13 protein-coding genes are annotated in these 12,880 nt (G+C 56.3%); 4 read left to right on the top strand and 9 right to left on the bottom strand.

Going from position 1 to position 12,880, the window contains the following annotated elements; translation table 11 throughout:
- The first annotated feature begins 150 nt into the window (after positions 1–150).
- Together nadA and pnuC are read left to right on the top strand one after the other, a co-directional pair.
- A complete protein-coding gene (gene nadA / locus E0L20_RS05105) occupies positions 151–1,194 on the top strand; it encodes a quinolinate synthase NadA (protein ID WP_131633019.1) in 1,044 nt (347 codons plus the stop codon).
- A 22-nt stretch (positions 1,195–1,216) separates the two neighbouring features.
- Positions 1,217–1,936: a nicotinamide riboside transporter PnuC gene (gene pnuC / locus E0L20_RS05100; protein ID WP_131633018.1), complete on the top strand. Its 720-nt coding sequence runs from the start codon at positions 1,217–1,219 to the stop codon at positions 1,934–1,936.
- Here pnuC and zitB read toward each other — a convergent pair.
- Positions 1,933–2,871: a CDF family zinc transporter ZitB gene (gene zitB / locus E0L20_RS05095; protein WP_131633017.1), complete on the bottom strand. Its 939-nt coding sequence runs from the start codon at positions 2,869–2,871 to the stop codon at positions 1,933–1,935. The two genes, pnuC and zitB, sit on opposite strands and share 4 nt — an antisense overlap.
- A gap of 100 nt (positions 2,872–2,971) precedes the next feature.
- Positions 2,972–3,352, bottom strand: a complete 381-nt coding sequence (locus E0L20_RS05090; protein ID WP_131633408.1) for a protein YbgS — start codon at positions 3,350–3,352, stop codon at positions 2,972–2,974.
- Positions 3,353–3,656: 304 nt separating this feature from the next.
- On the opposite strand from E0L20_RS05090, the gene aroG reads away from it, so the two are divergent.
- Positions 3,657–4,709, top strand: coding sequence for a 3-deoxy-7-phosphoheptulonate synthase AroG (gene aroG / locus E0L20_RS05085; protein ID WP_131633016.1), 1,053 nt, complete (start codon positions 3,657–3,659; stop codon positions 4,707–4,709).
- Positions 4,710–4,770: 61 nt separating this feature from the next.
- On the opposite strand, the gene gpmA is transcribed toward aroG, so the two are convergent.
- The 7 genes from gpmA to modE form a co-directional block, all read right to left on the bottom strand.
- Positions 4,771–5,523 (bottom strand): 2,3-diphosphoglycerate-dependent phosphoglycerate mutase, encoded by a 753-nt coding sequence (gene gpmA, locus E0L20_RS05080; protein ID WP_131633015.1) that lies wholly within the window; start codon positions 5,521–5,523, stop codon positions 4,771–4,773.
- A gap of 275 nt (positions 5,524–5,798) precedes the next feature.
- Positions 5,799–6,842, bottom strand: a complete 1,044-nt coding sequence (gene galM / locus E0L20_RS05075; RefSeq protein ID WP_131633014.1) for a galactose-1-epimerase — start codon at positions 6,840–6,842, stop codon at positions 5,799–5,801.
- Positions 6,836–7,984: a galactokinase gene (galK, locus tag E0L20_RS05070; protein ID WP_131633013.1), complete on the bottom strand. Its 1,149-nt coding sequence runs from the start codon at positions 7,982–7,984 to the stop codon at positions 6,836–6,838. The genes galM and galK overlap by 7 nt, the downstream gene beginning before the upstream one ends.
- Positions 7,985–7,987: 3 nt before the next feature.
- A complete protein-coding gene (gene galT / locus E0L20_RS05065) occupies positions 7,988–9,034 on the bottom strand; it encodes a galactose-1-phosphate uridylyltransferase (RefSeq protein ID WP_131633012.1) in 1,047 nt (348 codons plus the stop codon).
- Positions 9,035–9,043: 9 nt separating this feature from the next.
- Positions 9,044–10,060 carry a UDP-glucose 4-epimerase GalE gene (gene galE / locus E0L20_RS05060; protein WP_131633011.1) on the bottom strand — a complete coding sequence of 339 codons (1,017 nt, stop codon included), beginning with the start codon at positions 10,058–10,060 and terminating at the stop codon, positions 9,044–9,046.
- 200 nt (positions 10,061–10,260) lie between these two features.
- A complete protein-coding gene (modF, locus tag E0L20_RS05055) occupies positions 10,261–11,733 on the bottom strand; it encodes a molybdate ABC transporter ATP-binding protein ModF (RefSeq protein ID WP_131633010.1) in 1,473 nt (490 codons plus the stop codon).
- A gap of 67 nt (positions 11,734–11,800) precedes the next feature.
- The gene (gene modE / locus E0L20_RS05050; RefSeq protein WP_131633009.1) at positions 11,801–12,589 is read right to left on the bottom strand and encodes a molybdenum-dependent transcriptional regulator; all 789 of its coding nucleotides are present in this window, start codon (positions 12,587–12,589) and stop codon (positions 11,801–11,803) included.
- Positions 12,590–12,716: 127 nt separating this feature from the next.
- On the opposite strand from modE, the gene E0L20_RS05045 reads away from it, so the two are divergent.
- A complete protein-coding gene (locus tag E0L20_RS05045; RefSeq protein ID WP_042321036.1) occupies positions 12,717–12,866 on the top strand; it encodes an AcrZ family multidrug efflux pump-associated protein in 150 nt (49 codons plus the stop codon).
- Positions 12,867–12,880: the final 14 nt, after the last annotated feature.

Here is a 12,880-nt window from a genome sequence, read left to right as displayed (position 1 = left end):
ACCCGACAAATGCTATCCGCACCTAATCCCGGTGACTTTTTTCCTCAAGTTCGCTATCTTGTTTAGTATACAAAACACAATTGCCATCCGTTTTGCTATGTTGCGCAAAAGAAAGGCAATATTGTTAAGCCAGTAAAACGAGAAGCCATAATGAGTGTGATGTTTGATCCAGAAGTCGCAATTTATCCCTTCCCGCCAAAACCCTTCCCGCTAAGTCAGGATGAAAAGCAGTTCTACCGCGAGAAGATCAAGCGCCTTCTCAAAGAACGCGATGCGGTGATGGTGGCGCATTATTATACCGATCCTGAAATTCAGCAGCTGGCGGAAGAGACGGGTGGATGCATTTCCGATTCGCTGGAGATGGCGCGCTTTGGGGCAAAGCATCCCGCTACGACGCTTCTGGTTGCCGGCGTGCGTTTTATGGGGGAAACGGCAAAAATTCTCAGCCCCGAAAAAACCATCCTGATGCCGACGCTCAACGCCGAATGTTCGCTCGACCTTGGCTGCCCTATTGATGCGTTCACCGCCTTCTGCGATGCGCATCCCGACCGCACCGTCGTGGTCTATGCCAATACCTCTGCGGCGGTAAAAGCGCGTGCGGACTGGGTGGTAACCTCCAGCATTGCCGTCGAGCTGATTGAGCACCTGGATAGCCTGGGAGAAAAAATCATCTGGGCGCCGGATCGCCACCTGGGAAGCTACGTGCAAAAGCAGACCGGTGCGGATGTGCTGTGCTGGCAGGGGGCGTGCATCGTTCACGATGAGTTTAAAACGCAGGCGCTGACCCGGATGAAGGGGCTCTACCCTGACGCCGCTATTCTGGTGCACCCCGAATCACCCCGGTCGATTGTCGATATGGCGGATGCGGTCGGCTCAACCAGCCAGCTTATCAACGCGGCAAAAACGCTGCCCCACAAGCAGCTTATCGTGGCGACCGATCGCGGGATCTTCTACAAGATGCAGCAGGCGGTGCCAGAAAAAGAGCTGCTGGAAGCGCCTACGGCAGGAGAGGGGGCGACGTGCCGCAGCTGCGCGCACTGTCCGTGGATGGCGATGAACGGGCTGAAGGCTATTGCTGAAGGGTTAGAAACCGGCGGCGCCGCGCATGAAATCCACGTGGATGCTGCCCTGCGCGAAGGGGCGTTAATTCCGCTTAACCGCATGCTGGATTTTGCGGCTACACTACGTACTTAATTCAATACGCTCTGGGGAAAAGATGGATTTTTTTAGCACGCAGAACATCCTGGTTCATATACCGATTGGTGCAGGTGGCTATGACCTGTCATGGATTGAGGCCGTCGGCACCCTGGCGGGCTTACTCTGTATCTGGCTGGCAAGTCTTGAGAAAATCAGCAATTACGCGTTCGGGCTGATTAACGTTACGCTCTTTGCAATCATCTTCTTCCAGATCCAGCTGTACGCCAGCCTGCTTTTGCAGCTGTTTTTCTTCGCGGCAAATATTTACGGCTGGTACGCCTGGTCGCGGCAGAACGGCCAGCAGGAGGCGGAACTGCAGATCCGCTGGCTGCCTTTGCCCAAGGCAATCGGCTGGCTAACGGCCTGTGTGGTTGCGATCGGACTCATGACCGTCTTTATAAATCCGGTATTCGCCTTCCTGACGCGCATTGCGGTGTCGGTGATGTCCGCTGTCGGGTTGAACGTGACCATGCCTGAGCTTCAGCCAGATGCCTTCCCGTTCTGGGATTCCTGCATGATGGTGCTGTCGATTGCGGCGATGGTCCTGATGACCCGTAAGTACGTTGAGAACTGGCTGCTGTGGGTCATCATTAACGTCATCAGCGTCGTTATCTTTGCGTTGCAGGGCGTGTATGCGATGTCGCTTGAGTATCTGCTCCTGACCTTCATCGCCCTGAACGGCAGCCGCATGTGGATTAACAGCGCGCGTGAGCGTGGCTCTCGCGCGCTTTCCAGCTAATGGTGATGATGATGTGAATGGCCGGACTGCGCCTCGCTGAGGTGGCAGTCTGGCCCGTTACAGGGTTGATACTCCATCTGGATGGTTGCGTGCGCAATCTCATAGTGATGTTCGAGAAAGTGGCGGATACGTTCAAGCAGCGCATCGTGATCGTGGGGCGGTATCACCTGGGCGTGTAGCGTCATGATCGGTTTCTCCCCCACCAGCCAGACGTGAACGTGGTGGACGTTTCGCACCTCCGGTATGGAGCGGCACAGGTTACGCTTCAGTTCACCGATATCCAGCGCCGCAGGCGCGCCTTCGAGCAGTTCATTGACGCTCTCCTTCAACAGACGCCAGGCGCTGCGCAACACAAGGCACGACACCAGTACCGAAAGTATCGGATCGATGGGCGTCCAGCCGGTGCCGAGGATAATCAGTGCCGCAACTATTGCGCCAACCGAGCCCAGCAAATCTCCCAGCACGTGCAGCGCTGCTGCGCGCACGTTAAGGTTCTTTTCGCTGCTTCCGCGATGCAGTACCCAGAAGGCGAGAATGTTGGCCAGCAGCCCGGCAATGGCGATGAGCATCATCGTCCATCCGGCTATGGGCTGCGGATGCCTGAAGCGCTGGAAAGCCTCCCAAACGATAAGAATGGTGATCGCGACCAGTGCGATAGCGTTAACGAAGGCGGCGAGCGTAGTGAGCCTGAGCCAGCCGAACGTGTGACGAGCATTGGGTGGACGACGCGCGAACTGCACGGCTAATAATGCGAAAAGCAGGGCGGCGGCATCGGTAAGCATATGCCCAGCGTCAGCCAGCAGAGCCAGAGAGCCTGACACCAATCCCCCGATAACCTCAATGACCATAAACGTCGCGGTGACGCCAAAGGCCAGCAGCAGACGTTTTGCGTTGTCATCCCCGGGAGTAGCGGTGTGTGAATGCGAGTGCGACATATCTTATTCCCTGATTGATTGATCTCCTGAGTGTAGCGTTTTTAATGAGTTAAATAAAAAAGGAGAGCACAGGCTCTCCTTTTTTCACGGCAGCTTATGATTACTGCGTAGTGCCGTCCGTTTTGGTATCGGCATCGTTACCCACTTTGTCATTTGGGTTCGGGCATTTACCGTCTTTACACATGGAGTTTTTGTGCACTTCATCGGTGGTCATGCCATCGTGATTCATCGTCCCTGAATCGGTCCCGTTCGGATGCAGCATTGTGCCACCGGTGTTGGTATTGCCGGTGTTGATGTTGTTGTTATTAACGTTGTTTGGGGCAATATTCTGTTTGGCATCCGGAGCGACCTGGCCCGCTTCTGCGGCGGCATTAGCATCGCCGTTGCTGCCAGAAGCGCTCGAATCGGCCGCAAGGGCGCTGCCGCTTGCCAGGGTAAGGGTTGCTGTCAGGAAGAGTGTGGCCAGTTTCGTCATTTTCATCATGGTGCTCCTGTTCTGGTCGTTATGCTGGATAACATTTTCCAACAGTGCATCTCGTGCAGTGGCGAAAGATTCCACCATTCTGACTTACGTCAGTATGGAATCGCGTATAAGCAATAAAAGTTGGTTGTTACAATTAAAAAGTCTAGAGCAGATCTCATTTTTCGCTATTTTGTGGCGTTTATTAGGTCAATTCCAGGAATTATCTGCGCGAAGTGTAAAAGCCAGTTTACACTTCCAGGCCGACGAGATAGATTGAAAGGATTGCATTCCTTACGAAAGATATGGCAGAGCTGGAAAGAAGATGAATTATCAGAACGACGATTTACGCATTAAAGAGATCAATGAGTTATTACCTCCTGTAGCACTCCTTGAGAAATTCCCCGCCACTGAAAATGCTGCAAATACGGTGTCTCATGCCCGCAAAGCGATCCACAAGATCCTCAAAGGTAATGACGATCGTCTTCTGGTGGTGATTGGCCCGTGCTCTATTCACGATCCCGCAGCGGCAAAAGAGTACGCAGCGCGTCTGCTTACCCTGCGCGAGGAGCTGAAAGACGAGCTGGAAATCGTGATGCGCGTGTACTTTGAAAAACCGCGTACCACGGTGGGCTGGAAAGGGCTGATTAACGACCCGCACATGGACAACAGCTTCCAGATCAACGACGGACTGCGCATCGCGCGCAAGCTGCTGCTGGAAATCAATGACAGCGGCCTTCCGGCGGCGGGCGAATTCCTGGATATGATCACGCCGCAGTATCTGGCCGACCTGATGAGCTGGGGCGCAATTGGCGCGCGTACCACGGAATCCCAGGTTCACCGCGAGCTGGCTTCCGGCCTTTCATGCCCGGTTGGCTTTAAAAATGGCACTGACGGTACGATCAAAGTCGCCATCGACGCGATCAACGCCGCGGGCGCGCCGCACTGCTTCCTCTCAGTGACCAAATGGGGCCACTCAGCGATTGTTAACACCAGCGGTAACGGCGATTGCCACATCATCCTGCGCGGCGGCAAAGAGCCGAATTACAGCGCGAAACACGTGGCCGAAGTGAAAACGGGCCTCGAAAAAGCGGGCCTGTCACCGCAGGTGATGATCGACTTCAGCCACGCTAACTCCAGCAAGCAGTTTAAGAAGCAGATGGAAGTGGGCGCGGACGTTTGCCAGCAGATCGCCGGCGGCGAGCAGGCGGTGATTGGCGTGATGATCGAGAGCCACCTGGTGGAAGGCAATCAGAACCTGGAAGGCGGCGAGCCGCTGGTTTACGGTAAGAGCGTCACGGATGCCTGCATCGGCTGGGACGATACCGATACGCTCCTGCGCCAGCTGGCGAACGCGGTAAAAGCGCGCCGGGGCTAACTCCTGCAGCACAAATAAAAAAGCGCGGAAGGCTCCGCGCTTTTTTTATGCCTTGCGAAAATTACTTCGCTTTACCCTGGTTCGCGACAGCCGCCGCTTTAGCAGCGATTTCGTCAGCGTTACCGAGGTAGTAATGTTTGATCGGTTTGAAGTTTTCATCGAACTCATACACCAGCGGTACGCCGGTAGGGATGTTCAGTTCGAGGATCTCGTCTTCACCCATGTTGTCCAGGTATTTTACCAGCGCACGCAGGGAGTTACCGTGAGCGGCGATGATCACGCGCTCACCGCTTTTCAGGCGTGGCAGAATGGTTTCGTTCCAGTATGGCACAACGCGATCGATGGTCAGCGCCAGGCTTTCAGTCTGCGGCAGCTCGGCATCGGTCAGTTTTGCGTAACGTGGATCGTGGCCCGGATAGCGCTCGTCATCTTTGCTCAGCTCTGGTGGGGTCACCGCAAAACCGCGACGCCACTGCTTAACCTGCTCGTCGCCGTATTTCTCAGCGGTTTCCGCTTTGTTCAGACCCTGCAGCGCACCGTAGTGGCGCTCGTTCAGCTTCCAGGATTTTTCAACCGGCAGCCAGGCCTGATCCAGCTCGTCCAGCACGTTCCACAGCGTGTGGATGGCACGTTTCAGCACAGAGGTGTAAGCAAAATCAAAGGTGAAGCCTTCATCCTTCAGCAGTTTGCCTGCCGCTTTGGCTTCGCTTACGCCTTTCTCGGACAGATCAACGTCGTACCAACCGGTGAAGCGGTTTTCGTTGTTCCACTGGCTTTCGCCGTGACGCACCAGAACCAGCTTAGTTACAGCCATATCGTACTCCTCATAAGCTTTATTGAATGATAACAATTCTCATTATATTGCCGTGGACCTGCCAGCAGCAACGCTTAACCCTAACCATAGCGAAAATAGTCTCTGAGTGTAAGGTGCTTGTGAATCCAGGGTTATGATTTTGTCTGCGATCGGCGCTATTTTCAGCAAGGCGAGCAGAAAAAAGCCCTCGCTGTGAGGGCTGGCGTTATTTGCCGGATGGCGCTTTGCTTATCCGGCCTACCCGTAGGCCCGTGCAAGCGTAGCGCCGCCGGGCATTAAGCGTGCGGAATGAAATGATACTCTGTGACGCTCACGTACTCTTCGCCTGGGCGCAGCACGCAGTCAGGCTGCGGCCATTCCGGGTGATTCGGGCTGTCGGGCAGGAACTCGCTTTCCAGCGCCAGACCTTGCCAGTCGCTGTACTCCTCGTGCTCGCGCGCCGTTGTTCCGCCGAGATAGTTGCCCGAATAGAACTGCAGGGCAGGCGCGGTGGTGTAGACCGTCATCTGCAGCTTCTCATCTGCAGACCAGACCTGTGCGGCGGGTTGGGTGACATCACCTTTGGCCTGCAGCAGAAATGCGTGGTCGTAACCTTTCACCTTGCGCTGGTCATCGTCGCTCATGAAATCCCGGGCAATGGTTTTTGCCTCACGGAAATCAAAGCTGTTGCCGATTACCGATTTTAGCCCCTGATAGGGGATCCCCATCTCATCTACCGGCAGATACTCATCCGCAAGGATTTGCAGCCTGTGGTTACGCACGTCGCACTGGTTCCCGTCAAGGTTGAAGTACGCGTGGTTGGTCAGATTGACCGGGCACGGCTTATCAACCGTTGCGCGATACTCAATGGCGATGCGATTATCTTCGGTCAGGGTAAAACGCGCCGTTGCGGCAAGATTGCCCGGGAAGCCCTGATCGCCATCCTGTGAGTCCAGAGAAAACAGCGCTTCGGCGTCATTTTGCCGCACAATTTTCCAGCGGCGTTTATCAAACCCGTCCGGGCCGCCGTGCAGCTGGTTCTCACCCTGGCTTGGAAGCAGGGCGTACTGCACGCCGTCGAGCTCAAAACGGCTCTTCGCGATGCGGTTAGCATAGCGCCCAACGGACGCGCCCAGATAGGCGGACTGATTGACGTACTGCTCAGGCGAGGCGCAGCCGAGCAGGGTCTCGCGCACGGTGCCGTCCGGCATTGGTATGCGGGCGGAAAGAAGGGTAGCTCCCCAGTCCATTACCGTGACCACCATCCCTGCACTGTTGCGCAGGGTTAACAGGCGATACGGCAGACCATCCGGTGCCAGTGTTGGCGTTTCGTTTAGCACTGTCCGGCTCCTTGTGATGCTTTGCAGACGTAGAATGTTTCTTTGATACCCGTTTTGGCTTCGTATTGTTTCGCTACGGCGTCCTCAACGGCAGGGACCAGCTCTTCCGGGACCAGCGCGACGATGCAGCCGCCAAAGCCACCGCCGGTCATACGTACGCCGCCCTTATCGCCGATGGCCGCTTTGACAATCTCTACCAGGGTGTCGATCTGCGGAACGGTGATTTCAAAATCATCGCGCATGGACGCGTGTGATTCCGCCATCAGCTCGCCCATGCGCTTCAGGTCGCCTTTCGCGAGGGCAGTTGCCGCTTCAACGGTACGGGCATTCTCCGTCAGTATGTGACGAACGCGTTTCGCCACGATCGGGTCCAGCTCGTGCGCCACCTTGTTAAACTCATCGAGCGAAACGTCACGCAGGGCAGGCTGCTGGAAGAAGCGCGCGCCGGTCTCACACTGCTCGCGGCGGGTGTTGTACTCGCTACCTACCAGAGTGCGTTTGAAGTTGCTGTTGATAATCACGACCGCCGCGCCTTTTGGCAGCGGAACCGCCTTAGTGCCCAGCGAGCGGCAGTCAATTAACAGCGCATGCTCTTTTTTGCCCAGCGCGGAGATCAGCTGATCCATGATGCCGCAGTTGCAGCCCACAAACTGGTTTTCCGCTTCCTGGCCGTTCAGCGCGATTTGCGCCCCGTCCAGCGGCAGATGATAAAGCTGCTGGAAGACGGTGCCCACGGCCACTTCAAGTGATGCAGAGGAGCTCAGGCCCGCGCCCTGCGGCACGTTGCCGCTGATGACTAAATCCGCACCGCCAAAGTTCTTGTTTCGCTTCTGCAGGTGCTTCACCACGCCGCGCACGTAGTTGGACCACTGCTGGCTGTCGTGCGTCACAATCGGAGCATCGAGGGAAAACTCGTCAATTTGGCTGTCGTAATCGGCAGCAATGACGCGCACCTTGCGATCGTCGCGCTTTGCGCAGCTGATGACCGTCTGATAATCGATGGCGCACGGCAGCACGAAGCCGTCGTTGTAATCGGTATGTTCACCGATCAGGTTAACGCGACCGGGCGCCTGGATAACGTGGGTGGCAGGGTAGCCAAATTTTTCAGCAAACAGGGATTGTGTTTTATCTTTCAGACTCATTTTTTAGACTCCTGATTCGCGGTAATGGACATCGCTAACGGCACGCAGACGTTCTGCAGCCTGTTCTGCCGTCAGGTCACGCTGGGTTTCCGCCAGCATTTCGTAGCCCACCATAAATTTACGCACCGTCGCAGAGCGCAGCAGCGGCGGATAGAAATGGGCGTGCAGCTGCCAGTGCTGATTCTCTTCGCCGTTAAACGGCGCGCCGTGCCATCCCATAGAGTAGGGGAAAGAGCACTGAAAAAGATTGTCATAGCGGCTGGTCAGCTTTTTCAGCGCCAGGGCAAGGTCGTCGCGCTGCGCGTCGCTGAGATCGGTAATGCGCTGTACGTGCGCTTTCGGCAGCAGCAGCGTTTCAAACGGCCACGCGGCCCAGTAGGGCACTACCGCCAGCCAGTGTTCGGTTTCCACCACGGTACGGCTGCCGTCTTTCAGTTCACGCTGCGTGTAGTCCACCAGCATCGGCGAGCCGTTTTCCGCGTAATACGCTTTCTGCAGACGGTCTTCACGCTCGGCTTCGTTAGGCAGGAAGCTGTTCGCCCAGACCTGACCGTGCGGGTGCGGGTTAGAGCAGCCCATCGCCGCACCTTTGTTTTCGAATACCTGCACCCACGGATAGGTCTGGCCCAGCTCCGCGGTTTGCGCCTGCCAGGTGCTGACGACCTCTTTCAGCGCGTCCACGCTCAGCTCCGGCAGCGTTTTGCTGTGATCGGGCGAGAAGCAGATCACGCGGCTGGTACCGCGCGCGCTTGCGCAGCGCATCAGCGGATCGTCACTTTGTGGGGCATCCGGCGTGTCGGTCATCAGGGCGGCGAAATCGTTGGTGAAGACGAAGGTACCCTTGTAGTCCGGGTTTTTATCCCCGGTAACGCGCGTGTTGCCCGGACAGAGGAAACAGTCCGGGTCGTGCTGTGGCAGCGTCTGTTTTGCAGGCGTCTCCTGCGCCCCCTGCCAGGGGCGCTTGGCGCGATGCGGGGAAACCAAAATCCATTGTCCGCTTAACGGATTAAACCGACGGTGCGGATGATCGACGGGGTTGAATTGCGTCATGACGGATCCTTAGTCCGGATAGCCCTGCGGATGGCGTGACTGCCAGTGCCAGGTATCCTGTGCCATTTCATCAAGCGTGCGCGTCACACGCCAGTTAAGCTCTTTATCGGCTTTGGTTGCATCAGCCCAGTAAGCAGGCAGATCGCCATCGCGACGCGGCGCGAAGTGATAATTCACCGGCTTACCGCAGGCTTTGCTGAACGCGTTAACGACGTCCAGCACGCTGCTGCCGATACCCGCGCCGAGGTTATAGATATGCACGCCCGGTTTGTCCGCCAGCTGCTGCATCGCCGCCACGTGGCCGTCGGCCAGATCCATCACGTGGATGTAGTCACGTACGCCGGTGCCGTCTTCAGTGGGATAGTCGTTGCCAAAAATCGCCAGCGAGTCGCGGCGGCCTACCGCCACCTGCGCGATGTACGGCATCAGGTTGTTGGGAATACCCTGCGGATCTTCGCCCATATCGCCCGACGGATGGGCGCCGACCGGGTTGAAGTAGCGCAGCAGCGCAATGCTCCACTCCGGCTGGGCTTTTTGCAGATCGGTCAGGATCTGTTCCACCATCAGCTTGCTTTTGCCATACGGGCTTTGCGGTGTACCGGTCGGGAAGCTTTCAACGTAAGGGATTTTGGGCTGATCGCCGTAGACCGTGGCGGATGAGCTGAAGATGAAGTTTTTCACGTTGGCAGCGCGCATGGCGGAGATTAAACGCAGCGTGCCGTTGACGTTGTTATCGTAATACTCAAGCGGCTTTGCCACCGATTCGCCGACCGCTTTCAGGCCCGCGAAGTGGATAACGGTATCGATCGCATGATCGTGAAGGATTTCGGTCATCAACGCTTCATTGCGGATGTCGCCTTCCACGAAAGTAGGTTGTTTACCGCCAAGACGTTCAATCACAGGCAGCACGCTGCGCTTACTGTTGCACAGGTTGTCGAGGATGATGACATCATGGCCGTTTTGCAGTAGCTGCACGCAGGTATGACTACCAATGTAACCGCTACCACCTGTTACCAGAACTCGCATATTTCGCTCCATTGGGCTTATGGTATGAATTAACCATAGCATAACAGAGATGCGAAAAGTGTGACATGGGATAAAATAGTGGAATCGTTTACACCGATTTTCACTCGCCATTTTTGCAGCGATAGCGGCATTCTAAATCAAAGAGATAGGAATGTAATGCTGCAGGTTATCTGAAAAGAGGAGGGCAGCGCCCTCCGGGTTTAGTCAATCTTGCTCAGAAGGTAGCGATAGCTTTCGCCGTCCGGGACAAACTCAAGCCGGTGGGTGATGCAGGAAGGGGCGTCTTCTGCGTGGTGTGACACAAAAAGCAGCTGCGTTTCGCCTTCGCCTATCAGCACGTCCACGAAGCGGCGTATCAGCTGGCGGTTAAGCGGGTCCAGCCCCTGAAGCGGCTCATCCAGGATCAGCAGCGTCGGGTGTTTCACCAGCGCGCGCACGATCAGCGCCAGCCGCTGCTGTCCCCACGACAGGCTATGAAACGGCGCATCGGCGACCCGGCTATCCATGCCCAGGATATCCAGCCACTGCTGGGCCAGCTTGTGCTGTTTGTCCGATATCGCCTGATAAATGCCGATAGAGTCAAAATAGCCGGAGAGGATCACGTTGCGCACCGTGGTGCTGACGCGGTAATCCAGATGCAGGCTGCTGCTGACGTAGCCGATGTGCTTTTTGATGTCCCAGATAGTTTCGCCGCTGCCGCGACGGCGGCCAAACAGCGTCAGATTGTTACTGTAGCCCTGCGGATGATCGCCGGTAATCAGGCTCAGCAGGGTAGATTTACCCGCGCCGTTAGGGCCAACAATCTGCCAGTGTTCACCCGGGTTAACCGTCCAGCTCAGGTGATTGAGAATCGGACGATCGTCATAGGACACTACGCCGTCGCGTAGCACTATGCGCGGCTGGTGGGGCTCGAGCCCATGACGCGCCGACGGGGCATCGGGTTCCGGAAGCGAGATGCCATCCAGCTTCTCGCTGTGCGCGAGCTGGGCAATCAGCGCCTGCTTGAGCAAGGCCGATTTTTCACCGGTTTCGGTCAGGCTACAGTCCGCCAGCACGCCCGCGTTCTGCACAAACGCCGGAATTTCATCGAAGCGATTAAGCACCAGCACGATGGTGTATCCCTCCTGATTGAGCAAACCGAGCAGGGTTGCCAGCTGGGCGCGGGACTGCACGTCCAGTCCGTCGAAAGGTTCATCCAGGATCAGCAGCTCGGGCTCGCTCATCAGTGCCTGGCACAGAAGCGTTTTGCGCGTCTCGCCGGTCGAGAGGTACTTGAAGCGCCGATCGAGAAGGGCGGTAATGCCAAACTGCGCTGCCAGCTGCTGGCAGCGGGCGGGATCGTTGACGCTGTCCTGAATAATTTCTGCCGTGGTGCGGCCAGTATCCTCTTCACCGGGGCTAAGCAAATCGGTGTTGTTGCGCTGCCACTCGTCGCTGACCAGCTTTTGCAGCTGTTCAAACGAGAGGCGGGTCAGGCGGGTAAAGGTGGTATGGCGTTCGCCTTTGAGCTGAGTCAGCTCACCGGCCAGGGCACGCGCCAGCGCGGACTTGCCGCTTCCGTTAGTGCCGACAAACGCCCAGCTTTCGCCCGCGCGCAGTGTTAAATCAGGAAGCGTGAGCGTGCGGGTGTCGCTAAGACGAAACGTGCCTTGCGAAATATGCAATGATGACATGATTTATCCCATTTTTTGCAGCAATTAACGTCAGGGATACTCACTGTCGGCACGATTGTCAATGCGCTTAGCACAACGTGGCGATAATCACCCGGTCTGCATTGAAATATGCGGTAACTTCAGCACCTTCTTCTAGTTCAGTCGCCTGGGCTGCGGGGACGGTGGCGCAGAGCATCTGCCCGTCCGGCAGCGTCATCAACACCTCACACTGCTCGTCGCCGCGTTCAATATGGCTGATTGCACCCTGCAGCTGATTATCGGCATCTTTAGCGCGCTCGGGATTAAGGGTGATGCTGACCCACGGGGCTTTAAGTAAGACCAGCACTTCTTTGCCTTCGTCCAGCCCGAGGCGCTGCCCGCTTTGCGCGGTAATCGCCGCTTTCAGGCGGGTCGCGCCATCCGCCAGCAGGATGTCGATATGCTGCTGTACCTGCGAATTGTCGCGAGCCGTTACCGTACCAAACCACTGGTTACGCGCGCTCGTCTGGAGCGAGAAGCGGGAAATGGCGGCTAACAGGCTGTCCAGCGGGAGGTTGTCATCGTCGCTCAGCACGTCAAAGGCCTTCTGCTGGATCTGAGCGAGCAGATCGTAAAGCTGAATCAGACGCTGCCCGTAGCGGGTAAGCACCGCGCCGCCGCCGCCTTTGCCGCCCGTGGCGCGGTCAACCAGCGTTTGTTCGCTTAAGGTGTTCATTTCGTTGATGGCGTCCCAGGCACTTTTGTAGCTGATGCCCGCGTTTTTAGCCCCCTGGCTAATTGAGCCCGTTTGTTCTATTTGTTTAAGCAGGGCGATACGTCGCGGATCGGCGAAAAGCTTCTGCTGAAGTCGTAAGGTGAGGAGAATTTCGGCCTGCATAACAGTGTCCTGGCAAAAAGTCTATTGTGACCCAAATGGTGCAGGGCGCAAAGTGCACCGCACAAAAGGGGATGTTTTTCTCACTTTTCAGGGTAGAATACGCTATTCACAATAACTGGAGAAAACCATGTTAGAGTTGTTGAAAAGTCTGGTATTCGCGGTAATCATGGTACCAGTAGTGATGGCCATCATCCTCGGTGCCATCTACGGCCTGGGTGAAGTGTTCAACGTCTTTTCGAACATTGGTCACAGAGACCAGCCTAAAAAGCAGCAATGATTCCTCGTAAAACG

Origin of the sequence: Enterobacter wuhouensis (assembly GCF_004331265.1) — a bacterium.
Lineage (GTDB): Bacteria > Pseudomonadota > Gammaproteobacteria > Enterobacterales > Enterobacteriaceae > Enterobacter > Enterobacter wuhouensis.
Note: the sequence above shows the minus strand (reverse complement) of the source record. Positions and strands in the feature narration are given on the sequence as shown.

Bases quoted from the DNA above. Each gene is read 5' to 3' on its own strand.
- nadA (WP_131633019.1), top strand. From the start codon at position 151: ATGAGTGTGATGTTTGATCCAGAAGTCGCAATTTATCCCTTCCCGCCA.
- pnuC (WP_131633018.1), top strand. From the start codon at position 1,217: ATGGATTTTTTTAGCACGCAGAACATCCTGGTTCATATACCGATTGGT.
- zitB (WP_131633017.1), bottom strand. From the start codon at position 2,871: ATGTCGCACTCGCATTCACACACCGCTACTCCCGGGGATGACAACGCA.
- E0L20_RS05090 (WP_131633408.1), bottom strand. From the start codon at position 3,352: ATGAAAATGACGAAACTGGCCACACTCTTCCTGACAGCAACCCTTACC.
- aroG (WP_131633016.1), top strand. From the start codon at position 3,657: ATGAATTATCAGAACGACGATTTACGCATTAAAGAGATCAATGAGTTA.
- gpmA (WP_131633015.1), bottom strand. From the start codon at position 5,523: ATGGCTGTAACTAAGCTGGTTCTGGTGCGTCACGGCGAAAGCCAGTGG.
- galK (WP_131633013.1), bottom strand. From the start codon at position 7,984: ATGAGTCTGAAAGATAAAACACAATCCCTGTTTGCTGAAAAATTTGGC.
- galT (WP_131633012.1), bottom strand. From the start codon at position 9,034: ATGACGCAATTCAACCCCGTCGATCATCCGCACCGTCGGTTTAATCCG.
- galE (WP_131633011.1), bottom strand. From the start codon at position 10,060: ATGCGAGTTCTGGTAACAGGTGGTAGCGGTTACATTGGTAGTCATACC.
- modF (WP_131633010.1), bottom strand. From the start codon at position 11,733: ATGTCATCATTGCATATTTCGCAAGGCACGTTTCGTCTTAGCGACACC.
- modE (WP_131633009.1), bottom strand. From the start codon at position 12,589: ATGCAGGCCGAAATTCTCCTCACCTTACGACTTCAGCAGAAGCTTTTC.
- E0L20_RS05045 (WP_042321036.1), top strand. From the start codon at position 12,717: ATGTTAGAGTTGTTGAAAAGTCTGGTATTCGCGGTAATCATGGTACCA.